Annotated in this window: 14 protein-coding genes, 1 pseudogene and 1 riboswitch; of the genes and pseudogenes, 4 read left to right on the top strand and 11 right to left on the bottom strand. The window is 43.0% G+C overall.

Annotated features, from left to right (window positions below; translation table 11 throughout):
• Positions 1–126: 126 nt before the first annotated feature.
• Positions 127–1143, bottom strand: a complete 1017-nt coding sequence (locus PHO71_RS12375) for a PKD domain-containing protein (RefSeq protein WP_300203662.1) — start codon at positions 1141–1143, stop codon at positions 127–129.
• Positions 1144–1304: 161 nt separating this feature from the next.
• A riboswitch (cobalamin riboswitch) is annotated at positions 1305–1516 on the bottom strand.
• A gap of 156 nt (positions 1517–1672) precedes the next feature.
• On the opposite strand from PHO71_RS12375, the gene PHO71_RS12370 reads away from it, so the two are divergent.
• The 3 genes from PHO71_RS12370 to PHO71_RS12360 are packed head-to-tail and all read left to right on the top strand — an operon-like array spanning position 1673 to position 5801.
• The gene (locus PHO71_RS12370) at positions 1673–3025 is read left to right on the top strand and encodes an MATE family efflux transporter (RefSeq protein WP_300203660.1); all 1353 of its coding nucleotides are present in this window, start codon (positions 1673–1675) and stop codon (positions 3023–3025) included.
• A gap of 16 nt (positions 3026–3041) precedes the next feature.
• Positions 3042–3605, top strand: a complete 564-nt coding sequence (locus PHO71_RS12365; protein ID WP_300203658.1) for a Crp/Fnr family transcriptional regulator — start codon at positions 3042–3044, stop codon at positions 3603–3605.
• A 60-nt stretch (positions 3606–3665) separates the two neighbouring features.
• Positions 3666–5801, top strand: coding sequence for a hypothetical protein (locus PHO71_RS12360; protein WP_300203656.1), 2136 nt, complete (start codon positions 3666–3668; stop codon positions 5799–5801).
• Between the two features lie 263 nt (positions 5802–6064).
• On the opposite strand, the gene PHO71_RS12355 is transcribed toward PHO71_RS12360, so the two are convergent.
• The 10 genes from PHO71_RS12355 to PHO71_RS12310 form a co-directional block, all read right to left on the bottom strand.
• Positions 6065–9031, bottom strand: coding sequence for a hypothetical protein (locus tag PHO71_RS12355; RefSeq protein ID WP_300203654.1), 2967 nt, complete (start codon positions 9029–9031; stop codon positions 6065–6067).
• An 18-nt stretch (positions 9032–9049) separates the two neighbouring features.
• On the bottom strand, positions 9050–14701 hold the full coding sequence (locus PHO71_RS12350) for a leucine-rich repeat protein (protein ID WP_300203652.1): 5652 nt from the start codon (positions 14699–14701) through the stop codon (positions 9050–9052).
• Positions 14698–15987, bottom strand: coding sequence for a hypothetical protein (locus PHO71_RS12345; protein WP_300203650.1), 1290 nt, complete (start codon positions 15985–15987; stop codon positions 14698–14700). The genes PHO71_RS12350 and PHO71_RS12345 overlap by 4 nt, the downstream gene beginning before the upstream one ends.
• 18 nt (positions 15988–16005) lie before the next feature.
• Complete coding sequence (locus PHO71_RS12340; protein ID WP_300203648.1) at positions 16006–18186, bottom strand: hypothetical protein; 2181 nt, start codon at positions 18184–18186, stop codon at positions 16006–16008.
• Entirely contained in the window at positions 18186–21389 is a 3204-nt protein-coding gene (locus PHO71_RS12335) for a phage tail tape measure protein (protein ID WP_300203646.1), read from the bottom strand. The genes PHO71_RS12340 and PHO71_RS12335 overlap by 1 nt, the downstream gene beginning before the upstream one ends.
• A 540-nt stretch (positions 21390–21929) precedes the next feature.
• Positions 21930–22265: a hypothetical protein gene (locus tag PHO71_RS12330; RefSeq protein WP_300203644.1), complete on the bottom strand. Its 336-nt coding sequence runs from the start codon at positions 22263–22265 to the stop codon at positions 21930–21932.
• An 11-nt stretch (positions 22266–22276) separates the two neighbouring features.
• Complete coding sequence (locus PHO71_RS12325) at positions 22277–22573, bottom strand: hypothetical protein (RefSeq protein WP_300203642.1); 297 nt, start codon at positions 22571–22573, stop codon at positions 22277–22279.
• Between the two features lie 40 nt (positions 22574–22613).
• Complete coding sequence (locus PHO71_RS12320; RefSeq protein WP_300203640.1) at positions 22614–23075, bottom strand: phage tail tube protein; 462 nt, start codon at positions 23073–23075, stop codon at positions 22614–22616.
• Between the two features lie 291 nt (positions 23076–23366).
• Positions 23367–23804 carry a hypothetical protein gene (locus PHO71_RS12315; RefSeq protein ID WP_300203638.1) on the bottom strand — a complete coding sequence of 146 codons (438 nt, stop codon included), beginning with the start codon at positions 23802–23804 and terminating at the stop codon, positions 23367–23369.
• 31 nt (positions 23805–23835) lie between these two features.
• Complete coding sequence (locus tag PHO71_RS12310; RefSeq protein ID WP_300203636.1) at positions 23836–24228, bottom strand: structural protein P5; 393 nt, start codon at positions 24226–24228, stop codon at positions 23836–23838.
• A gap of 220 nt (positions 24229–24448) precedes the next feature.
• Here PHO71_RS12310 and PHO71_RS12305 point away from each other — a divergent pair.
• Positions 24449–24753, top strand: a pseudogene (locus PHO71_RS12305) (hypothetical protein); the annotation flags it as partial.

Here is a 24753-nt window from a genome sequence, read left to right as displayed (position 1 = left end):
TAAATCAAAAAAGTTATCAACAGGCTCTCTGTCATGCAGAGTGTAGTGAAGTATCTCTTCTTTGTTTTAATATCAAGAAAGAGAAAATCCTTCACTTACGTTCCGGATAACAGAAACGCATATTATTTATTTTTTCAGCAAATGTAAATCTTCCACTCCACAAACCTCGGTAGAAGTATCTCCAACTGCTCCGCAAGTCTGTAACACTCCCGTATATACTTTGATAAAATCAACCCCCGGAAGCGTGACCGGATCGCCATTCTTATCTACAGCCCAATCTATATCAAACGTACTCCCCTCTTCCGCATTCAAATGATTGTCCGCATACCCCCAATCGTAGGCATAAAGTACCCAATAACTTCCTTTACCAAAAGCAGTTCCCTCGTCTACCCCATTAGGCGGTAGCAAGTTTCCTTTCAATGTCAGTTCTTCACCTTCTATCCATTGTGGAAAATAGCTATTGTCTTTGTGATACATATTCTTCACGATATAACCATCATTCCCCCGGTTATCTACCCAGTGGATATATTCCGGATCAATGACCAATGCCCCTTCTTCCACTTCCGGCGGAGTCTTATTTTCATCCGGACGAAAATAAGTTATTTCATAGTTTTTCAAGGTTGTTTCGTTTGAATATTCGCTACCTGCAAGTTCGTACCATTCATCATCATCAGGTTTTCCATTCTTATTCTTATCATAAGCCACCATGACAATTCCCGGTTCACAATTTCCTCCCTCTCGCGATGGATTGGGATTGGGATTCTGATTGGAATAAAAGGCATTACCTAATAGACGGAAATCACGTTGTCCGGATACATTCTCTATTGTATGGTCAAAACCAACAACGATATATCCACCAAAACTTCCTAAGGAAACCATTCCACCCTTATTATTTCCAATTATATCCAATACTTTTTTATTGATAGTTTCTTGCGTATCTCCTTCCTGCCAAGTAGGCATTGTATTGGTAAATTGTCCCGGTGCCGGACAAAAATCCAACACTTTCGTTACATAAGGAGAGTATAAATCCGAAGGGCCCGGAATATCTTCTCCCCGATCATTTCCAGAGCAAGCCACTAGGATCACTCCACACGCCACAGCCCATGAAAGGGCTAGCAAAGATGTTACATTCTTTCTTTTCATTTTTTGCTTGTTTTAAGCTATTTAGATTGTAAAAAGGCAACGCACGTATACACATAGGCAATACGTAACAACATATGAGATAGCTCATAACCTCTCATCGTCTTTTCATACAAAATTATAAAGAAAATAAATTGCACTTTTGAAACCTCACTCCCAGAAAGTATCAAAAATTCTATCTTGGCAGGTCTTCTGACTTACTCCATTTTCCCAACGCCCTTCCCGTCTACCTAAAGTGAGACAGTGGATTTGAGTATTGTGGGAAAACTTTAGCAGAGCTTACAGCAGCGGGTCTGTTCAGGACTTACACCTGATTCCCTTTTCACCACTCATTCCGTAGGATCGGAAGAGTGACACCAAAATTTCCAGGACAAAGATACACAAACCAGAGAAAATAAAAAGTAAATTATCTAAAAAATAAAATCTTCTTTTAATCTATCCGGAGGAGAGAAATTACCAATTGGTAATTTTTATCTCATTCTATCCCCCTACCTTTGCAGCGGTTTTCAAACATTAATATAGGTAGAAAGTGATGAAAGACAGTATTGATTTCGGCAGTATGGACATCTCTAAGTTGTTCCGCAAATTATTGATTCCTACAGTATTGGGAATGGTATTTTCAGCGATATTCGTTATTACCGACGGTATTTTTGTAGGTAAAGGAATAGGCAGTGACGCATTGGCAGCCGTCAATATCACCGCTCCTTTGTTTATGATTACCACCGGCATAGGGCTGATGTTCGGAGTCGGGGCTTCAGTAGTGGCTTCCATTCATCTGTCGCAAGGTAAACGTAAAGCGGCAAGTATCAATATCACTCAGGCACTTGCTGCCTCAGCAATCATTATATTAGTGATGTCGGCTCTCTGCTTTTATTTTGTAGAGCCACTGGCACGATTACTCGGAAGTTCGGAGAGATTGATGCCGGATGTAGTGGAGTATATGATCTGGTATGTTCCTTTCCTTGTTTTCTATGTATTGTTGAATGCCGGTATGTTCTACATTCGTCTGGACGGTTCACCCAATTACGCCATGTTATGCAATGCTGTTTCCGCCGTACTCAACATCATACTTGATTATATTTTCATTTTTGAATTCGGATGGGGACTGATGGGCGCAGCCTTCGCTACCAGTCTGGGTATTACTGTAGGAAGCCTGATGACAATTATTTATCTCACCCGATATTCCTGCTGCATCAGCCTGTGCCGTATCAAATTGAGCAAGAACAGTATGCTGCTAACTATACGGAATATCAGTTATATGGTCAAACTTGGCACTTCTGCATTTATCAGCGAAGCATCCATTGCCTGTATGATGTTTCTGGGTAACTATGTCTTCATCCGCCATTTGGGAGAGGACGGAGTAGCCGCATTCAGTATTGTCTGCTATTTCTTCCCGATTATCTTCATGGTATACAATGCGATAGCTCAATCTGCGCAGCCCATTATCAGCTACAACTTCGGAGCCAATTTACACGAACGGGTACGAAAGACGCTTCATCTTTCTATCTGTACAGCATTGCTATGCGGAGTATGTTTCTTTATTATCACCGCTCTTTGTAGCCAAAATATTGTGGCTGTGTTTATTGACCGCAGCTACGGGGCTTTCGACATTGCAGTGAAAGGCATACCTTACTTTGCCATCGGATACATCTTCTTTGCTTTCAACATGGTAGGAATCGGTTACTATCAAAGTATCGAACGGGCACGGAGAGCTACAATCATTACTATTCTACGGGGAGTTGTATTCATGTTAATAGGTTTCTTTGCTTTGCCTCCCATTTTAGGTGTACCGGGTATTTGGTTGGCTGTTCCTCTGGCCGAATTACTAACAACCTTATATATTATTGGAATTTATTTGAAAGACCGTTTCTTTGTAAATCTATGATGTGTATCTTTGCATCATGGATACATTTAAAGAGAAACTTTGTAACAGATATAGAGTATCAAAAGCCGACACACAAACTTTATTGGATTGTATGGAAGAAGTACATTTCAAGAAAAAGGAACTAATCGTGCACGAAGGAGCAAAGAACAGCAACTTCTATCTGATAAAGAATGGTATCTGGCGAGCATACTACCACAAGGATGGAGTAGACACTACCATCTGGTTTGCCTCGGAGGGAGAGGCTGCTTTCTCCGTATGGGGATTTGTGGACAATGCTAATTCACTAATCAGTATCGAAGCAATGTGTGATAGTACAGCTTACTGTATATCGCGCACTGCTTTGAACCAATTATATGCTTCTTCCATCGGACTCGCCAATCTAGGGCTTAACTTGATGGAACGCCAGTTCCTTGGACAGGAGAATTGGCTGATTAGTGCAGGAAGCCCGAAAGCGAAAGAACGTTATCTCACATTAATTAAAGAAACTCCGGAGTTACTTCAACACGTACCTTTGAAGCATATAGCTTCTTATTTGTGGATTACACCTCAGTCATTGAGTAGAATCCGGGCATCTTTGTAATCTGTAATTATCCAATCGCGAAACGAAAAATCGAATAAAAACCTTTCAAATCAAATACTAATGAACAAAATTCATTCTATTGCTTTCAACTATTTAGCTGTAATAGTTTTACTTACTTGCTTTCATCTTCAGACTCTAAGTGCCGGAAACAAAATCAAAAACAATGATTGGGAAATTGTTTATAACTCTTCAACGCATACTACTGACTACAGTTACAAAGGACAGTTTTTACTGAAAGGAGCTTACGTTAAAGCTAAGATAGGAGAAACTGATGTCAGAAGCTGTGATTTCAAAACAATAGAAATCCGAAAAGAAAAAGTCAATGACAAGCTGGGTAAAGGAAGCAAATATATCGTAACTTATGCCGATGGTACTATACCGGAAATCAAGATAGAACAATATTACTATTTCTATTCTAATAAAAATTATTTTCTTACGGAAGTATGGATCTGTTCTGCCGATAAAGAAATAGCAAGTAACTACATCGCTCCTTTATACACCTCGGAAAGAAATTCTTTTTTGCCCAAAGATAGTACCAATCGGGGATTACGCGTCCCTTATGATAATGATGCCTTTGTAAGTTACCTGTCTGCTCCGTTAGAAAAAGAAGAAGTATCTTTTGAAGTCACTTCCATATTCAACGGAACCAGCAGAAAAGGACTGATCATCGGCTCGGTAGAGCATGATACCTGGAAAACAGGTATTCGTTATCAAGGGGAGAATAATCAATATATCACTAAGCTTGAATGTTTTGGAGGTATTACCCATGAATTGACCCGTGACATCAGTGATAAGCCGGACCGTCCCTCCAAAGAGCACGGAAGTATCCGGGGAAAAAAGCTGAAATCACCTAAAATACTGATTGGCTTTTTTGACGACTGGCGGAAAGGATTGGAACAATTCGGAGAAGTAAATGCTGCTATTGCTCCTCCCCGTCAATGGAATACAGGTACTCCTTTCGGCTGGAACAGCTGGGCAGCTATGGCTACAAAAGTAAATTATGAAGGAGCTGTCGATGTAGCCGACTTTATCAAACAAGAACTTCAACCGCAAAGTTTTGAAAACAACCAAACAACCTATATCGGATTAGATTCTTTCTGGGACAATTTCAATGAAGACCAATTAATCGCCTTTGCCCGTCATTGTAAAGAGAACGGCCAGAAAGCCGGAATTTATTGGTGTCCCTTCTCCGACTGGTTTGGAAATGCGGAAGGTATCGTTGAAGGTACTAACGGACAATGGAAGTACAAAGATATCTATCTGTACGCAAACGGAAAGCCACGCAAAATAGAATCGCTGGCAGTAGACCCTACCCATCCGGGAACGAAGTTACGGATGAAGCATTACATAGAGAAATTTAAAAGATGGGGATATACCTATATAAAACTGGACTTCATCAATAACGGAACTTTAGAGGCCGATTCATTCTATAATCCCGATGTTACTACCGGTACTCAAGCATACAACGAAGGAATGCAATACTTATCTGATTTATGTGGTCATGATATGTTTCTTGCTTTATCTATCGCACCTGTTTTTCCGACACAATACGGAAACTCACGGAGAATTAGCTGCGACACTTGGGGGGCTATGAGTGAAGAAGGTTGGGGAACCACTAACTATATGCTCAATAGTCTATCCTTTGGCTGGTGGCTCGACCGTGTGTACACATTCAATGATGCCGACCATATCTTATTGTATAAACCGGAAGAAGCGGATAATTATAATGAAGGAGCGAATAGGGCAAGAATTACTTCGGCTGTCATCACCGGAATATATATGTTAGGTGATAATTTTAGTTCTAAAGGTTCGCTACCGGGAAATGAAACAGCCAGGAAAAAGGCAAAAGCCTTGGTTACCAATAAAGAAATAAACGAAATTGCCCGATTGGGAAAATCATTTTATCCCGTAGAAGGATATATGGCAAAGAGCCCGGAGAAAGCTGAAAGTATCTATATGATGGACACTGATCGTTATATTTATATTGCTATTTTCAACTTTGACACAAATTCTGTAAAAGAAGGTCGGTTGGATATGAAAAGAATCGGTTATTCTCAAAATAAGCGTATCGAAGGAAAAGAATTATGGACCTCTACACCTATTATTTCAGTTAATAAAGAACTTGTCTATTCCATTCCTCCACAGGATGTTAGGGTCTATCGAATTGATGTCAGCCATAAAAATGTGGATAAATAAAATATATATCAGAAGAAAAAGTAAACAGCTAAAACCTACCTGCTCAATGAATGAGTTGATTGGTTTTAGCTGTTTTTAATAGAAGAATATTCATTACGGATATTGTACTCTTTCTATTCCATTATTTCATTTAATACTTATTATTGGAATATTAAGTATTATAGTTTATTCCCAGTCCTTAAAATGGTAAAACGACTGGTAATATTTCTCAAAACAATTAGACCCATATTTAATTATATTAACACAAAATAAAATGTGGCATTTTATTTAGGATTCCCAGAGATGATAACTGTGAAATATTTAGGATAACATTTAGACTTCTCAGGTCCCCAAAAAATTATCTTAAAAGAATTCGGATTAACACTATCATAAGTCGCCATACATGGTTCCCAAGAATCTGATTCTCTTTGTCCAGTAGGAATAGCCATTACAAAATAATTAGTATGATTTATATCATGTGTAAACACATACTCTCTAGCACTTCCCAGATTGACACTAATGTTGCCTAATCCATTTCCCCATTTTTTATTTATAGAATAATGAATATCGTTACCATTCCTATAAGTATTAACCTCTATACATGCAAGTACTCCTGGCATACACCAATGATCGTTTTGATTTATGTTCCAATGACATCCCCCCGTCGATTGCAATGCAATATTACTATACCCACCATATCCAATATATGGAATTTTACTTCCTGAAGCATGAAGTTTCAAAGCATAATTTGTACGATCACCAGATGCTTCAAAATAACCAGCCGTATCAATCCCTGTTGTTTCAGAGAAAATATTACCAAGAGATGATATTCTTCTAGAATTATTGTTTCTATGATCAATACTAATCCAACAATCTCCATTATCTTGATTACTTAAATTAACACCATCAATCTGGAAACCGCCAATCTTTCCTCTAGTTGCTATAACTTCTCCTTCAAATTTTCCACTCGTTGCATTCACTTCTCCCTCAAACTTATACTTCTTAGTAATCGGGTCAAGTTCAAATACAGGTTCATTATCAACTAGTGCAAATATACCTGTACGCTTATTTCCATCTTTATCAGTAATACATTCTTTTCCGATTGCTATACCTGTCAATACAGGATCGTCAGCTGTACCCGAATTTATACCGGAAAACATTTTAGGAGATACTACGTATTCGCTACCAATTTGTGTTTTGTTCTTTTCCCATTGCTCTACCCAAGGTAGTAAGTTAGCGTCTTGTCCTGGATTACCAATATCTCCTTTAATTCGAATAGGGTCGCCCCAAACTCCGGAAGACGCGTTATCTGCAACTTTCTGTGATATCCAAATTACTGTAGCGGTAGAATTTGTATGCCACCCTCCTATTGTTCCATCTCCGGTTGGTTTATCCGGTTCTGATTCACTGTCATGATAAGTAATATAGACCCCTTTTCCATCTGAACCATTTTGGCCGGTAGCTCCATCTATACCATCATTACCATCGGCAACCATTAATTCCCAAGCGATACCATTATAGATATATACGCGCCCATTATCCATGTCACGATATGTCCAGTTCTTCTGAGGATTAACAGGAGGAGTGGCAAGATCGCCTTTCCACGTAATACTTATGCCATCATTACCATCTTTACCATTGAGGCCGTCTTTTCCGTTAGCCCCGTCAATAGTCATTACATACCATGCGTTATCATGGCAAACATAGCTTTTTTTATCTGTTGTATTACGATAGTACCAGCCATTCTGAGGATTTGAGGGATGAGACGGGTACTCGCCTTTGTAAATCATGCTTATGCCGTCGGCTCCATTGACTCCATTCGCTCCATCTATGCCATTCTTTCCGGGTTCGCCTCTAAACTTACTCCAAGTATAGTCGGAAGGATTATTACTCTCAACAGCAGTGTCTTTATTGACCGCTATACCAATATACTTTGTATTGTCAGTCGGTTGCTGGTACATATTGCTGCCGTCGGCATTGTCGGAATAGGCAATCCAGGTATAATATGTTTTACCGTCTGTCCCTGTTTTTCCGGGTACTCCTTGTTCGCCTTTTATCTCGGACCATGTATATTCAGCCGGGTTGTTGCTCTCTATGTCGGTTTCTTTATTATATGCAAATCCGATGTGTGTTTTTCCGGTAGGATTATTGGATATTCCAGAGCCTTGATTGTTGTCGGCGTATCGAATCCAGGTGAATAGTACTTTACCATTTTCGCCAGGAGTTCCCGGAATGCCTTGTGGTCCTTGCTCACCGGTATCGCCTTTGTCTCCTTTGAGATTTTCCTTTGTCTCATCATCCAGATTGTCCCATGTAAGTAGTACTCCTTCCATGGTGCACACGTATTTCCCTTTTGTGGCGTCCCATTGCCAGGAGATTGCTCCGCCGGCTATGTGACCGGATCGGTCTGTAGCAAAACGGGCGGAACCATCTCCAAACTCTGCCGTTCCATCAGGGTGTATGGAGTAGACGGTATGTCCATTGGAGTCTGTTCCTTTTATCATTCCATTTTCACAGTAGAAGCCTTTTAGTCCGTTTGTGCCGGGAATGTTTCCTCCTATTCGTTGTTTGACGCATCCGGTGAAGTTCTTGCTTTTGATTCCAAATAGAATGTCGATTGCGGGCTGACCGCCTTCATCGGCATGAAGATAGATGGCGCTCTGACGGTTTACGTTTACTGAGTTGCCAAATTGTACGATTTCATCACCGGAAGAGGGGTTAGTCATTCCGGTTAAGTTTGCTTTGACAGCTTCCATGTCGTTTTCATAGCCAATACCGCCTGTAAATTCGGATACGGGGATAATAATTGTATCTATTCCTTCGATTTTACGTATTTCGGAGATTTCGACCCAATATCCTTTGAGTGTTCCACGGCTCCAGTCTTGGCATCTGATGATGTCATGGGCAACAAAAGACATTTCATCTTCGATGGTGATAAGCCAGGCTTGCTCTGATTCATCGAATACTGCTGACTTTATTTTACCACTGGCTTGAGTGATATTTAATGCGCCTTTTACAGCTCTGATCTTTTGGATAAGCAACTCGAAAACAACCATCGTATCGCGAATTACGAGTGAGTCTATCTCTAGTTTCCATTTTCCTTTGATATATTCCCATAGTTTCCAACCGTGTCCGGTAAAGCCTGACAGGAAATCTTCCACGTACTCTTTTACACCGTTTGCTAATTTGTTACCGGTTTCTCTTGCTGAGCAAAGGAAACCATAAAATTTACCATTTGATAGTATTGCCATAATTTAATTTTATTAATATTAGATATTACATTCATATAATTGGGTTGGCATATATCCCGTATAAGTAGATAATGGGAATATTATATCAACAACGCCTGTCCATTTTCCGCCAGCTGTTTTATAAGTTTCCACCGCTTCATCGGGGACATAAATGGAATCTATAAATGACAAACAACGGTATGGATCTGTTTTGGGTGGAGTGGTCTGCTTAAAAATAACTGATAGATTAGTATTATTCAGAAATATATCTTGTGATAAACTATCAAAATTTCCTTCAAATACTACAACCCTTAAATTAGGGCAATTTGCAAATTGTGTTCCATATTGAAAATTATTTATATAACTTGGTACTAGAGAAGCAGTAATAGGGGTTCCATTAAAGATACTCACCGATAAACAATTTATGCCGCTAACTTCACCAAAGTCTAATGTTTCTAAAGATACGCAACCATTAAAAGAAGGAAATGTCCATATATTAGACAAAGGTTCTTTGGAATGAACTTGAAAAGAATTAAATTTAACTTTTTTCAATTTAGTGCAACCATCAAAACTTCCATTCCATATCAATTGTTGCCAATTTGAAGGCATTATGAAATCATTCATCCTAAATTCTTCTAATTCTGTACAGTTACAAAATGCAGTAATTTGGTCGCTACCTCCTGTTTCGAAATATAAACATGAATCTGGTAAAATAGCTTTTTTAATTTTAGTTTTATAAAATACTCTGGCCCCAATACTAATTAGATTAGGCGGAAATACAGCATTTTCTAAATTTGTTCCTTCGAAAGCTCGGGCGCCTAGATGAGTGCAGTTAATAAATTTATCAAAACCGTCCAACGACTTAATATTGGTATATTCAGATCCGACCAAAGCTGGATTCATAAAATCATTGGGAATTTTAAGAATCTTATCAGCTTCTAATTGAGTTAATCCACCGTCATTATTTATATCCCAATACTGGATTACTCTGCTGGCTACAATAGGATCACAGAATCTTATGAAATATTCTCCAATAAAGTTCAATACGAGTTTTTTGAAAATGGTCCTTAAACTTTCTATTGAATCTTCATAAGCATTTGCGTGGATATTTAATGTACCATCCAACACCGGGATGTTATCTTCTCCGGTGAGACCATCAGAGCTCAGACCGACATAGCTGCCATCCGCCAGTTCTGTTAGCTTGTCAAGCATTTCTGAAGTATTGTACGTTTCATTAAATCCGACTACACGAATACGCTTCAATGCATGAGCACTCCCCTGAGTAGTCTGTGCATTCATTATATCAACCAGCATTTTTATTGGCTCTATCTGCGGACAGTCCACAATAAAAAAGTCAGTGATTATAGGTTTGCACAAGTCAATCTTGACGCCTTCATTTGTTAATAGCGGATAGTTGGAAAGGGTGATATACTGATTCTGCGAACTATATTCCACGAGTTCCAATCCACCACCAGCAGGTAGTTTGATTTGAGAAAGAGATGTGCCGCCGGCATGGACTTCTTTGAGGTGGGTGCAGGCTACCAGACTTAAAGCGCCACTTAATGTGGGGATGTTGGACAAGACTAGCTTCTGAAGTGACACGCAATTGGAGATGGTCAGTGATGAAATGGAGATGGTTATGGGTTCGGTTTTACTGCCCAGACGTATCTCACGCAACATCTTTCCCTGAATTACCATAGAGCCTGTCACATTCTTATTGTGCCAATCACCGATGTCTTGAAGATAGGAAGCTCCTTGAATGGCGTTTTGTTGATCTCCGGAACCGGAAAGTTCGATTTCCATTTCGCAGATATCACCTGCTTTTGTGCGGTTTCCTTTTATGATACTTGTTCCATTAGAGATTGCGGGATACAGGTCCATAGCAGGGGTCAAGCGGTAATTGATGGTGTTGCCTGCGGCACGAACGGTTATCGTATCGGTGCCGGTGGCGGAGAATAGTCCGAAATTGTATTTAGCCATCATGTATAGGATGCGTTTGGTAATCCAACGTTGCTCTGCCAGATAGTGATCTCCCAGTGACTGGGTGATTGGGTCGGTGTCATTGGAGTATATTCCGGCAATATAGGCTAGTTTTCCATTTTCATAGCAATACTTTGCGTCGGCGTTGTAACCGTTTTCGGGGAAGTATTCTTGTGCTTGGGTAAAGTAGTATTTATGGTAGAATGCATACATTTTCTCAAGATCATTGCCGCTTTTAAGTCCGCCCAGTTCTTGCATGGCAAGCATCATTTTACGCATACTGATTGCTTTTTCTTCGGGGAAGGCAAGTTCCATCAGGTTGAAGAAGTTGTTTGTCTCTCCATTCCATACAGAGGCTCCGTTTTCATCTACATCGTGTGTTTCGACATTATAGGATTTGTCTGGCAATCCACGGTTGGTAGTATCGAAGCGGGTATCGGCATCATCCACACGCCAACGCCACTTTGAGGTTTGGGTTCCGAAACAGTATGGGTAGGTATTCTTTGCCCGTTCGTCGGTTCCGGCGTTGAACTCTACGTTATTCATAAAGAAAAGGCAATCGTCGATGTCCCAGTACTGAGGGGCTTCTTTTCGGAATTTAGCAATACGGGCATTGATGAATAAGGTGTTTAGTTGGTCGTTTGTCTTTCCGGAAAGATCGGAAGAGGTAAGTCCGTAGCCTTTATCACATAGTTGAGTAACGAGATTGATGGTTCCTTCTCCTGTATCGGATGGAACAAACTGTCCTTCACTTGCTTCGAAGTAATACACATTGTAACGGTTGGCATCGCCTGCTTTCGCTATCCAGAATTCATTGGGTTGTGTACGCATGACGGAGGCTTGGGCGTTGAGTTCTTGTACAGTGCCATCGAATGGTTTCAGACGGGGTGAGCAGGAGTACACATGATTGTAGGTTGGTATCCATTGGTTGATATTTGCTACTTCGCCGGCTCCAAAGTCCCATGAGTTGGCACCATTGTATTGAAAAGCTTCTTCGTCTTCGTTGTATGCTACTTTCCCGCTATCAGGGTTCCAGGGCACACGGAATAAAGTGAGTAGTGGCGAGTTGTCGGAACCTTCGATAGCTATGAGTCCGGGGAAAATGTCTGTATCATGACCGAAGCAGTATTTATCTCCTTTGTCGGGACCGAAGGTGTAAAGTCCTCTGAAGGTATATACAGGTTGTCCTTCATCATTGATTGACTTTTCGAAGCAGAAGAAGGGAAGTTCGTATACTGATACGCGGGCATCGGGGTATTTTTCTGTCTGCATGGCTTCGTTGGTCAGACCCACTTTGCGGTATAGATCGGTGTAGGAATTGACTGCTCCGATTTTATGTGACTGCATACTGGAGGCGAAGTTTTTCTTTGCGGTAAACTTCTGTCCGGCGGGAATGCCGGGAACCATCTGCCAGACTTTTTTACTTGTACTTCCGTCGGCGTGGGTGATAACGGATAGTGTTTTGTCAAGTTGGTAACGTGTATTCCATATCCAGTATTTCATGGAGGATGTTCCTTGTCCCTTGGCGGTGACGTTTGAAATGGAGACATTCCATTCGGGATGGTCGTGGTAGTAGACTTTCAAGGTTCCTATGCGTGAGGTCTGATCTGCAAGGCTGGGGATGGTATTGTCATACACCAGGACGTTGTATTGGTCTACTGTGTTCTCAAAATCTATTTCTGAACCATTAGCGTCCAATATATCGTTTCGGGATTTGAAAGCTGCTTTTTGTTCTGTGTCGGAGAGCCAGTTCACGTAATTGGTCTGTGCTCCCTGAGAGGTTAGTGCGGAGTCATATTCGCGTATACCATAGATATCGACGTCGGCATATTGTGAGCCGATAATGATCTCACCGTTGTGTGCAAAGTAGTCGTTATTTTCATAGGTGAACTCGCGGTTTTTGATTCCGTTCACATAAAGGATGCAGAGATTGAACCCGGAGTTGCCGTAGGCATCGGGCATGATAGTCAGGGTGAGTCGTGTACGTCTTTCTTCAAAGGTGTGCAGGCTTTGCACGTCTTTGTTTTTCAGGGACTGGGAGTACATGATTACGTCGTCGGGGTAGATGTTGAGTCCGATAAATGAGTTACTTACGGGGGTGGATAGTGTAATCACGGGCTTTGAGAAATCGGTGACATTTGAAATGAGGTAGTCTATTTCAAAGGTTTTGCCGGTACGGGCGCATTCTTTTTGAAATGGGCTATGGTTTATTTTAATGTCGGAACCGGCAAGTAAACGAAGGACTTTGTTACCTTGGTTATCTGTTACCCAACAATCATTTCCCCAATTGACACTTGTCCAAGTAGCTTCAATGAGTGATCCATCTACTTCGTTTATCATAGATTGCCTGTTTTCTTGGCGGTTGGTACGTGTTTTTGGATTGATGTAGAGGGTAGTTCCGGAAACAGCGGAGTACCCCAGTGAGTTGTTCACAAGGAAGGTTAATGGTGTTGTGAGTGGGGTATCGTCACTACTGATAGAGGTTACAATCGAAAAGTCCTGATTGTCGATCGTTTCAATTTCTAGTGGGAGAGAGAACGAGTATTTTGTAGAGGTGTAGATGTTGTTTTCTGTGGAGTTAAATATTTCTTGGTCATCTTTGGTGACAATGAATATGGCGGAGGTGTTTACGTTATCGCCGTCATACATGGCATATTCAAACAGGGTGTTTTCACTCCAGTTGGTGACTTTGTCGTATATATTGTTGATAGTGATGAGTTTCTCTTGTGAACCGGATAGTGCACATATGATGTTGAAAGTAACCGTTCGGGTACGGATGCTTCCGTCGGTATTGGCCACGTAGGCGGTTACTTTGAATATTCCGGTGGCGTTGGGGTGTGGGATGCTGTAGTTGTATGCTGTTTCAACGTAGATGTTGGTCCCAAGAGGGATTTCGTAACTCTGGATATATTCATTGCCGGATACGGTGATGTATAAGGTTTTGGATACATTACCACCGATATTGAGTGGAAACAGAATGTCGCCTGTGTATGCTGTCCACCATTTAAAGTTGTTGGCGGAGATAGACAGGGAGGTAAGTTGCACTGTGTAGACGAAGGAAGGAGCGGTTACTTCTGTCACTTCACCGGTTACTTTGATCATCACATTGTTGGCTCCGGAGGTTAGGAACTCGGCGATGTCGAGTTTCTGACGTTGTCCGGAAGGGATATACATTTGCTTGACAACTGCGTATTCTGCATTGACGGTGTTTTTAACGGAGATCTCACAGAATCCGCGTTCGCCTGTATTTTCGTAGGGGTCGTTGATGCTGTATCTTTCTTGTGAGATAAAGGTAAATTCGAGATAGCAGGGTTCGCCTTTGCTGGCTGAGATGTTTTTCGAATCAAGGTTGTTGAGGATGCGTACATTGCGCTGTACTTTATCGCCGCCACCGGAGAGGTCGATCATCAGTCCGATAAGATCGTCGAATGTTTGTATCTTGGTTCCGTCGCCGGTTTCTCCTGTAGGGAGGAAGGCATTGGATTGTGCCCATTCTCGGTTTCCTTTGTAAACGTATTCTTTATTTTCGGATGCGACATAGACTTTGCATCCTTCACGCAGGCGTGCCGATGGTATTGAGTCGCGTTGGGCAAGAGTAGATACTTCTTTGTATCCTCCCAGGCCATAACGGCTGTCGTGGGTTGGATAGGTATCGTCACCGGTATAGGGGACGATGGTAGCGGCTATATTGGTTCCTTTTAATTCGCTCATCTTATTTCTATATTTAATACACCTGTCTGGGTGTTGTTTAACCTGTATATTGTGTAATTCTCGGTGTAACCGTAGGCATTGGTGATGCTTTTTGTTTCTTCTGTCCAGTCGGTATTGCGTAATCCTCCGATCCAGAATTGGATGCCGGCGGTGATGGACGTGGGCAGGATGTAGTAAGGGTATTTGCCTCCTGTGCAGTTGAAGATGGTAGATGCTTGCGGACGTTCGGCCCAGGCACTGGTCAATGTTAAGATCTCTTCGTTCGTGATCGTTTTATTGGGGGACACGCCGTAGTATTTCTTCAGTCTGAATTTAGCGGCAACGGACTTTGTGTATGATTGTCCGCCGGATATGGCGTTGAGTGTATACTCTGTATCGGTAGTCACTCCGGGGTACTGCTTTGACCGGACGGTGGTATCAAGTGCTTCGTTATTGACAGTTTGGGATTCGATGCTTCGGTCGTATGTCCATGACAGGGTTACCGTCTGCACGCTTCCTTTTTCGTAAGTGCCGCCTCCTGACAAGTTCAGGGTGAACGGGAATACTTTTGTCATGAGCTGTGATACTTGTGAGAGGAGTGTTGAGTTTACGCTCCATTCCTCTGTTCCGGCATTGCGTACAAGGATGTCATTGGTCTCGGAGGTATCGTCTGCGTCATCGGCTACGTTGGTAAGTTCGCCCAGAGTAGCTGCGCTACCGGGAGACACGGTATTGATTTCTTCGATTAGTGAATCTTCTGTTTCCTCGGTCAGATGGTCGCCATAGCTCGTGAGGGACATTGACATCGGGACAGGTTCTTCTACTATTTCCTGTTTTCTAATCACCAGTCCGTTGTTGGCTTGAATCAGGTCTTTCGATGTCAGTCCTCCCACTCCCAGGTGGTATTTGGTTTGGTCAGCTTTGGTTTTGTTCAGGAATCGTTCATTCACCGGGCTGTCTTGGTCCAGATCATGAGAGATTCCTGCTTTATCAGCATAGTCGGCTTTATCGGCCATTGCAGCTTTATCGGCATAGCCGGCTTTCACCTTCTCATGGGTCACAATCACCTCTCCGGTTTCTTCATCAAGGTTACCGACCCGTATGGTTTGATATCCTTCGGTATCCAAACCTATACGTTCCAAATCGGCGAGATTAGTATGTGTATGCCCATTTCCACCGTTGTTAGTATCAGAAGAGCCGGACACTAGGACGGCTGCTGACGAAGCAGACTGACCGGCTTCACGCATTCGTTTACTTCGAGGCACAGCCTGCCGTTCGGATATGACGACGTTATATTTCTCTTTCATATTTATAGTGGTTTGATATTATTCGTATACTATTCCTTCAAAATTATCGACAGCTATTTCGGCTAGTTTCACGTTGCTTTCATCCATAATCACATCCTGCACGTCAGATACCATGAGATATGTACCGTTCTCATTTGCGTCGGTATATGTGCCGAAATAATTTAATAGCCGAACTGTGCCTGAAAGGGTATTCATTCGTTTGTTGTAATTGCTATACCATGTTCCTATCAAGAGTTTTTCCAATGAGGTAGTGATGCCTGCACGAGTAAATTTATAAAGTGTTACACGCGAAGAAGCCTTCATAAGTATTCCCATTCCGAAGTTATTTTCTGTATTGGGAGTGCCTACAATTGTTTCTATTTTCTTTTCCTCTTTTGCAGATGAATTGAGCCACGATTTGTATTCGATATCATTTCCTTCTATTTCCTTTCCTTGGTGATTAACCAGTGTCAATTCCGGCATTTTGTAAAGTATCCACTTGGGTCTCTCTTGCGAATCAGTCATCAAAGATTCCAAACCTGAAAGAGTACGCCTTCTCCCAAAACAACCTATTACTGTCAATTCTAAAGTGTATCCCTGACATCCGACCGGAATTGGAATTAAATCTCCATCTCCTGAGGAATCACGTGGTATATAAGAATGTGAATAACCTACTTTATTCGTTTTCCATCCTCCATTCCAAGCAGTGTAACCATTATCATAATAATTTAAAGTAGTTACCCATGGATCTTCATTAACCACATCACCATCTACCCATTTTCCATCTATTTCTTTATAATAAGTTTTCGGAATATTAGGAAATATAGTTCCTTGAGTTTGTACCTTGTTTTCATAGTGCATCTTTACATCTCCGTTCAAATCTTTGATTCGCAATTTATAGGCTATACTATATTCCTTTATATTCTGTAGTTTTTCATATCCACCCTTTTCATTTGAGTCTGTCGCTTCTTCGAATGGATTATATCTGGCGTCTATCAGTGCTTCTACCTTTAGCCGTAACATTATATTTGTTGCACCAAAGTCTGCAACTCCTGAGGTACTAGATTCAAATATTGATCGTGTTTCAGGTAAAGATAGAGTGCGACATACTTTAAATATATAGGAATTAGAATTTGCACTTGTGTCTATAGGCGTTACTCCATATGATGAACTCAAAAGGGTGTGTACATTTCTGACACGTGACGCAATCCCAAATGCTTCATATCCTGAGTAAACAGGAGTAATCTTGAATAACATAGCGGATGATGTGTTGATTTCCAGTTCTCCACTGACTCCGGGTGTTTTTTTCAGGTCTATCATGAAACCTATATTATTGCGGGCCTGTATGTTTTGTCCGTTATCCTTTGCTACATAATAGCAGTCTGCACGTTCATCGAGCAGCTTTTTTGTCAATGTAGTGGTGTATAGTTCTTTCTGCGGATAAGGGCTGAAGGATAGCGTCACGTTCTTATAGATTTTATCTACTCCGAGTACGGCGTCGTCGCTTTCCCAACGCACAGTTTCGGGTTCGAACGTCGTTTGAAGGGCATTTAAATCGTATATGAACAAGTTTCCGGCACGTTGCACGAGCCGTAGGGCGAATGGGCGGAGGATTTCATCGAGCACTTCGCGCATGGTCAATGGTGCTCCTTCTTCATCATAGAAGTTCTCACAGCTCACTGCCACCGCGTCGAGCATTTCACCCGACATATCGGGACAAGTAGTTGAGATATGCCGGGTGATTCCGCGATGGTTTATCTTTGTTTCGGCAATGATACTTTCTATCAAACTTCCTATCGTTCGTGCTCCACGAAGGGAGAAGTTCCTCTGTTCGAGCATAGCGAAGTCGCTAAACGTGAGTTTCACTTCGTATTCTTTTTCGTAAGAGAAGGGTTCTTCGTAGATTTCCGTATCCATCGTTCCGCTCCAGTACAATACGTCATTTCGATATGCGTCCATGCGGACACTTCCGGCTTCTACTGTATAGAGGTCTTTGTACTGGCGGTCTGCCTTGCTCACTATCTGGAGCGTAGCGGCACTTCCTTGTACCGGTTCCAGTTTATCTGTCTCCGCCCATTCGAACACAAGCGGGCTATCGGCGGGGAAACGTAGTTCACCTACTGCCAGGTACGGAACTTGTGCATCCTGCCATATTTCTACCCTCCAGCGTACGCCTGCCACGCTGAAGAATTCTCCTTTGTATCTTAATTGCTTTTCCATTATCTTGTACGTTGGTTATATCGATCTACTTTATTCAAGACTCCACGAAGGAGGCGTCCGTCTATGACGAATTCTACTTGGCCGCTTGCTCCGCCTGCCGGTTGAATGAGGTGTCGGAGTTTGCTCAGAGGGGCTATTACTTCGGGGTTGTTTTGTGCTCCGGAGTATTCTCCGAACAGTCCCATTGTGGGTCCGTAGGCTAGTGCTCCATTGGCAAACTTGGGAAGACTGGCCAATGAAGCCAGGACGCTTGCTACAGCAGCTACAGCTAGTATGGGACCTACAATCGGTATACTTGACATGGATGCTGCTGCTCCCGAACCGGCAACGGCTGTATTGGCGGCCACTTGTGTGCCTTGCAGCCCCAGCATAGCTGTAATTTGCGGGATGGCTGTCGCTACGGATTGTATAACGTTGGCTCCCCAGTTCAGCCATTCTCCGGCAGCTCCGCCTATGGCTGTACCCAATGATCCCATAGTAGAGCCTACGGCACCCAGACCGGCTATCAGGTCTTTATTCTTTTCGGCTGCGGCATCTACGGCTGCGTTCCATTGGTCTATTCCCGATTTCTTCGGATCTAGCTGAGGCGTCTCAGGGGAGGTAAGCTTCACTTCCTTCATGTCCTCCCTGACTTCTGGTGTTATCATCTTTGGCTTTGTGCCGGGGTTCTTTCGGAGATCTTCGTCCTGAATGTCTTGTGCCATTTGTGGTATCGGTCTTCCGGCCGGCGAAGAAGGTAGTGGATCGGCTTTTATTTCTCCATAGGTATTTTTGAAGGCATTATTTTCAATCCATGTTTCTGCGCCTTTGATCTGTGCTTTCAGGTCTTCGATGTCAACTTTCAATTTTATGGAGGCCTCTCCTACAGGTTGCGACGCCAATTGTTTCTCGAGCTGATCCAGATCACTTTTCATGGCATCGAGGCCTCCTGGCTGGGAAGCAGGATTAGGTTTAGTGATACCCATTGCTTGCTCTTTCTTTTTCTTGAGTTGTTCAAGTTGGTCGATCTGTTGTTGTATATTGCGACCTTCGGCGTCAGAAGCAGTTTGTTGTAGAGTTCGGAGTCTTTCTATTTCTTTTCCAATATCGGAGAGGGTAAGGATTTTATCTTTCTGGGGATCATTTGGCGTTTTGCCAGTGGCAGCTTTACCAGAATTGTTCTCGGAGTTAAGAGTGTATTCGTTACCGGCTTTGCCAAATAATGCGTTGGCTTCTCTCATTTCTTGCTCGTACGCTTCTCTTGCGCGCTTGGAACGAATTATTCTATTTTGGATATACCCTAGGGTATAGTTTGTTGTATATTCTTCACCTTCGGGGGTAGACATGGTTGTACCCAGTTTTTGCAAAATAGCATTCGCCTCTTCCGGAATATCTTTTCCGCTACGGACTGCTTCACGAATTTGCGCCCATGTTTTGCCCGCTTCCTGAGCTGTTATATTTTTTTCTCCCGACCCTATTTGGGAGTAAAGTTGTTCCCGAATTTCTTTTAATGCCTTGCTTTCTGTTTTGGCATAAGTTTCTGCCGCTCCTGTTGTTGCTTTTTCCATAGCGCGGCTACGGGCGGTGTCGAGAATGGCACGACTTAGCTGCTGGTAGGCTGTGCGGGCTGTATTGACATCGGTGATTTCAATGCCTAGTTTGTTCAGGTAGTCTCCATATTGTTCTACGATCTTATTTTTCGCATTGTTCCATCCTTCTGATCCTTCTTTGGCTCTGTTCAAAGGTTCGAATAGGGCGTCCAACCTTAGTCGCTCAGTGGCGACTTGCTCATTCATAGAGGTCATCGCATCGCCCAGACGCTTCTGTGCCTTTTCGGCTTCGCTATCAGCTGTAGCAATTTTATAAATCGCTACTCCGAGTGCTATTGCAGCAGTTGCAGCCAACATGTATGGGCTGGCGGCAATGGCCATGTTCATCAGTTTGGTGGCTCCTGTGGTGGCAGCAATGGCGGAACGTGCAGTAAGTACCTGCATCTGGTAGACGTAGATTGCCCGTTCTCCAAGAGCAACTGCGCTATTGTAAGCTGTCTGGGCAACGCTTGCCGCCCTGATGGCGATTGGAAGATTGCGTAATGCGGATAGTGTTCTAGTGGCTAATTCACCAAATAAGGCTATGGCAACAGCATTTTCACTTATGACAGCAACGTAAGCAGAAAATGGTCCCATTGAATCAGCAATACCTATTTTAATATCATTGACCTTTGCCCGTAGCTCCTCCATTTTGAAAGCTGTGGTTTCAGTTCGTATAGTCGCCAATTCTTGCGCCGCATTACTGTCTGTCACTTTCTGTGTCATCTCTCCCAATGCCGCAGAGTTCTGTATGAGGTATTGTGCTGCTGACAAGTTTTCTGCTCCAAACACTTTACTTAGGTAGGTAGCATCTGTGAGGCGAGGTTTCAAGGCGTCCAATGCTGACGACAAAGAGGTCTGGCTAAGATCTACATTTAATTCAGTATTTAGTCTGGTGATAATATCCCGAAGTGCTGTCCCGGCTTCGCTTCCTTTCAGATTTGCTCTGGAGAGTACTTCAAGTGCTCCTGCACTTTGTTCTATGCTTACTCCCATATTGGTAGCAGTAGAACCTACAGTTCTGAAACTCTGTGAAAGATCTTCTATCCCAGCCGCTCCAAATCGGCTACCGGCTGCCAATACATTGACTACACGTCCCGCTTCATCTGCCGATAGTCCGAACTGGCTAATGCTTGCTGCCATAGAAGTAACGGCCACATCAATACTTGTTCCTGTAGCTTGCGCAAGGGTGATACTTTGCTGCTGTAAATTATTCAAACCGGACATGCCGATGGCAGCCACATCAAGCTGACTTGCCAATGTGTTGTATGCACTAGCTGCTGCATCAGCTCCCAATCCTGACTCTTTACCGACTTTACGGGCATTATTACTAAGAGCTTCTAACGCATCACCTGTAATACCTGTTTTGGCACTCAGATTGGCCATTGATTGTCCGAAGTTTACTCCTTCTCTTGATAAATTGGCGAATAGAGTGCCTAATCTATCTGCTACTCCAAGTATAGCGTTTAAGTCAGGGATTTTTAGATTACGAAATGCATTTCCCAAACGGTCCGTATTGTTGGTAACTTGAGTTGTTGAGTTATTTAAACCATCAATTTGCAGTTTCACATTGTTTAATGCTCCAGCATTCTTGATTTTTAACTCTAAAATAATATCAATTATATTTTTTTCCATACCTTTGTATAATTTAAAAATGGATCGGTTATGACTATATGGGGTTTTTTATTCATTGTATTTGTAGTATTTGGAATTTATGCTGTTTTTAGCAAAAAGTATTAGTATTACATTATGATACGTGTCTGAAATATATTTTTCAGACTTAGTACGATGTCTGATTATCTTTTACATATCTTTGTATAATTAAAAAATGAATCAGTTATGACTATATGGGGAGTTTTATTTTGGGTATTTGTAGTATTTGGGATTTATGCTGTAGTAAGTAGAAAGTATTAGTATTACATTATGATGCGCATCTGAAATGTATCTTTCAGAATCAGTATGATGTCTGATTATCTTTTCCATATCTTTGTATGATAAATACAGCTACCAACTCATGCTTACCACTACATTTTCAGTTCCAAATACCTTCCTTAAATAAGTAGCATCCTCCATTTTTCATTTCATCTCTCCCCCAACACATCAACCACACATCCCGTTCCATCAACCAACAACCCGCATTGGCCAACACCTACCGCCATAAAGACAGCAGTCACATCAACTTTCATTTTCAGTGCTTTCGCAAGTATGTGTATCATCATTCCAGAATGCTTTAATCATTTCGAATCGTTCTTTTGTACTAGCTTCGGTTTCCAAATTGGTATTCGCCTTAGTGTCCCATGCAAAACGGCATACGTCCGTCAGTTCGAGCCTTTTTTTGCTGTAAGGTTGCAGCACGCTACATGCAAGGAATCGGGTTTGTTCCCATGCTCTGTGCTCTTCGTGCTCCTCCCTCTGCTGCCAAGCTTCAAAGACGGCTGTAAACTCTAATGGGGTGAGATGGCAAAAATCATCCAGACCTATCCCAACACACCCCATCGCGAGTCCCAGCAAGGATTCAATCGTTACACTTTCGCTTCCTTCTTTTTTTTTGTATTACCTTCGTCCGCAGCCATTGCATTCTGGAAGGCGGTGAAGTCTTCCAGGTTGATGCCATCGGCAAACTCTTCGAATGTCAGTTGGAAGTCTACCTTGTCGGCACGACAGGCACTGCGCGCGCAGCAGTACATGAACATGGTTAGTTGGCCGATATCGGTACCGATTTCGTTTACGTCTATTCCCGTTTCACGTTTGAAGTCGATCATGGCTCCCATGGTGACACGTGAAGGGTAGGCTTTGGTGCTAATGATAATTTTATTCATAATAGTATACTATTTTTTTGTTGTTAGAAGTTGTGGCGAGTTACGCTTGGGGTGTCACTACTTTTGTTTCAACCGGGCCGGAGTTTTCCATCGAGATGGTGTAAGTAGCGTCGTCGTCGGACGGAGACACTTCTTCGAGGCTGGTGATGAGGAACTTACCTTCACGATACTTTGTTTTCTCTTCGCCGCGTAAAGCGTAACGCACAGTAACGGGCTGACTCTTTTCCCACAATTCGAGCAGTTTGTCGTAACCCATGTCGTCACCGTAGAATTTGAAACCTTCGGAACTGATTTCTACAGAAAGTCCGTTCACTGATTTTTCTTTCCACTTTCCGACATTGGCTGCCGCGCTTCTGTCTTCTAAACTTGGCTTCACAGCGCGTTCTTTAGTCTCTGCTTTGTTGCTGATGGTACACGTTTTTGAGTGTCCGAACGGTGTAAACGCTTCACCAATCACTAATCCTACCAGCATGTCGCTGCCATGTGCAAATCCTGTTTCCATACTTTAAAATTTTTTGTTAATTATTTTTTTAATTGCCGCCGTATTACTATCAGGACGAGGATGGCGACGGCTATCCGACCTGTCCATATCTGAAACCATTGCCATCCGGTGGGCTCGTTGCGGATGCTCACCGAGGGGGGTAGTTGTTCTTTCACTGTTTCGCCGCGTACACGAGTCAGCTCTTCTTCGAGAAGTATGACCTGACGGCTGAGGCTGTCGCAGGTGGCGGTGACGATGATGGTGTCGCCCGCGCCCCAGCCGATGGTGACGGCTGCCTGTCCGCTCCGGGAGCTATATCCCGCTCCTTGGGGGAGCGTTGTCAATGCTTGCGCCGGTATCGTCACTTGGGTAGTGCTGGAGGCTATGGGCATCAGGATCATTTCTGATCTTTTTGTGCTTTGTATGCTGTCGGACCTTTGGGTTTGGTTCAATCCCTTCGGACTTTTGCAGCTCGTCGCGCATAGGACAAGTAGTGTAATGAGGACAGCCTGTGGCCTTCTGAATGGTCTGGTTGAGCTGGCGAACGGCCCGGTAGAGTCTTTTGTTTTCATTCTGAAGTTCGATTAAAGTGTCGGAGATGTTGTCGTACATCACCTTATATATATCATTTTTCTCTTTGGCTGCGAGTGCCTTGCGGTTTTCACGGGTTCTGATCCATTGCCAGGCGTATCCTACGAGTCCTGTGGGGATGAGTACTTGGATGATATCCATCAATTGTCCGAATGTCATGGTTCTTCCGTTTTTTAGGGTTAATTGTTCCTTAGAGGAGGTTCCACCCGGCTTGCACATCGGTCATGACTGCTTTCACGCCGTTCTCAACGTAGCTCATGGCGGCAGCGAGGCTGCACATGGTGTCGGGGTCGGCAATGTTGATACGCCGGTCGGGGTCGATGCCGGTGAGGTGGGCAACGGTAGAGATGTAGCTCTTTGTATCATTTTCGGAAGGCGGAGCCCAACGACTGATCATGGTGCGGAGCGTATGGCATCCGTTGAGCCGGGAGTAGTTTTGAAGCAGGCGTATCATGGCGCGGTATCCGTATGCCATGGTGGTGAACTGCTTGAAGCTGCGATCGGTAGAAGGTGATACTTCTCCTTTCCATAGGGTGTTGCTGTTCCGGATGTTGCCCGGATTGTTGTTTCGTAATCCTCTCATAGTTTTCTTTTGAACCTATCATTTTGTTGATTCTGGTGCAATGTTAGTGAGATATAATGAGGGGTGCAAATAAGTTTCCGAGGGTTGGAGTAATCATTCCGAGGGTTGTTGATAGAGGATGATTCTTTCGTTTTTTTTACCAATCTTTGCGTTATGAATTTTAAAATCAGAAACGATGAAAGAATTAGTAGAGCAGATTATGTTGCGCCTTGGCGCGGAAGTGCCGGAGATCCGGTGGATTGCTGTCAATCGGGGGCAGATGGAGTCAGAGGGTGCTTCGATGAGCTATCCGTGTGTGTTGGTAGATGTGAGTAATGTGGAGTGGAGTACAATGACAGGGGACGGGTCGCAGCGTGGCAAGGCGACGATTGAGGTTGAATTGCATCCGGACAATGGTGCGTCGGCGGTGGCAACAACGGAGGAAGTGATTCACAATCAAGGACTGGAAGCGTACGAACTGGCAGAGCTGGTGAACGGGGCGTTGCATGGATGGACACCGGGTGCAGGTGGCAGACTGACGCGGAT

The organism is Bacteroides sp. (assembly GCF_028690125.1).
Taxonomy (GTDB): domain Bacteria; phylum Bacteroidota; class Bacteroidia; order Bacteroidales; family Bacteroidaceae; genus Bacteroides.
This window is presented reverse-complemented; position numbering and strand designations above follow the sequence as displayed.

What these genes read in the sequence shown, in the direction of transcription:
- PHO71_RS12320 (WP_300203640.1), bottom strand. Translation starts at nt 23,075, where the DNA reads ATGGAAACAGGATTTGCACATGGCAGCGACATGCTGGTAGGATTAGTG.
- PHO71_RS12370 (WP_300203660.1), top strand. Translation starts at nt 1,673, where the DNA reads ATGAAAGACAGTATTGATTTCGGCAGTATGGACATCTCTAAGTTGTTC.
- PHO71_RS12350 (WP_300203652.1), bottom strand. Translation starts at nt 14,701, where the DNA reads ATGAGCGAATTAAAAGGAACCAATATAGCCGCTACCATCGTCCCCTAT.
- PHO71_RS12340 (WP_300203648.1), bottom strand. Translation starts at nt 18,186, where the DNA reads ATGGAAAAGCAATTAAGATACAAAGGAGAATTCTTCAGCGTGGCAGGC.
- PHO71_RS12325 (WP_300203642.1), bottom strand. Translation starts at nt 22,573, where the DNA reads ATGAATAAAATTATCATTAGCACCAAAGCCTACCCTTCACGTGTCACC.
- PHO71_RS12345 (WP_300203650.1), bottom strand. Translation starts at nt 15,987, where the DNA reads ATGAAAGAGAAATATAACGTCGTCATATCCGAACGGCAGGCTGTGCCT.
- PHO71_RS12335 (WP_300203646.1), bottom strand. Translation starts at nt 21,389, where the DNA reads ATGGAAAAAAATATAATTGATATTATTTTAGAGTTAAAAATCAAGAAT.
- PHO71_RS12360 (WP_300203656.1), top strand. Translation starts at nt 3,666, where the DNA reads ATGAACAAAATTCATTCTATTGCTTTCAACTATTTAGCTGTAATAGTT.
- PHO71_RS12310 (WP_300203636.1), bottom strand. Translation starts at nt 24,228, where the DNA reads ATGAGAGGATTACGAAACAACAATCCGGGCAACATCCGGAACAGCAAC.
- PHO71_RS12315 (WP_300203638.1), bottom strand. Translation starts at nt 23,804, where the DNA reads ATGACATTCGGACAATTGATGGATATCATCCAAGTACTCATCCCCACA.
- PHO71_RS12375 (WP_300203662.1), bottom strand. Translation starts at nt 1,143, where the DNA reads ATGAAAAGAAAGAATGTAACATCTTTGCTAGCCCTTTCATGGGCTGTG.
- PHO71_RS12365 (WP_300203658.1), top strand. Translation starts at nt 3,042, where the DNA reads ATGGATACATTTAAAGAGAAACTTTGTAACAGATATAGAGTATCAAAA.
- PHO71_RS12355 (WP_300203654.1), bottom strand. Translation starts at nt 9,031, where the DNA reads ATGGCAATACTATCAAATGGTAAATTTTATGGTTTCCTTTGCTCAGCA.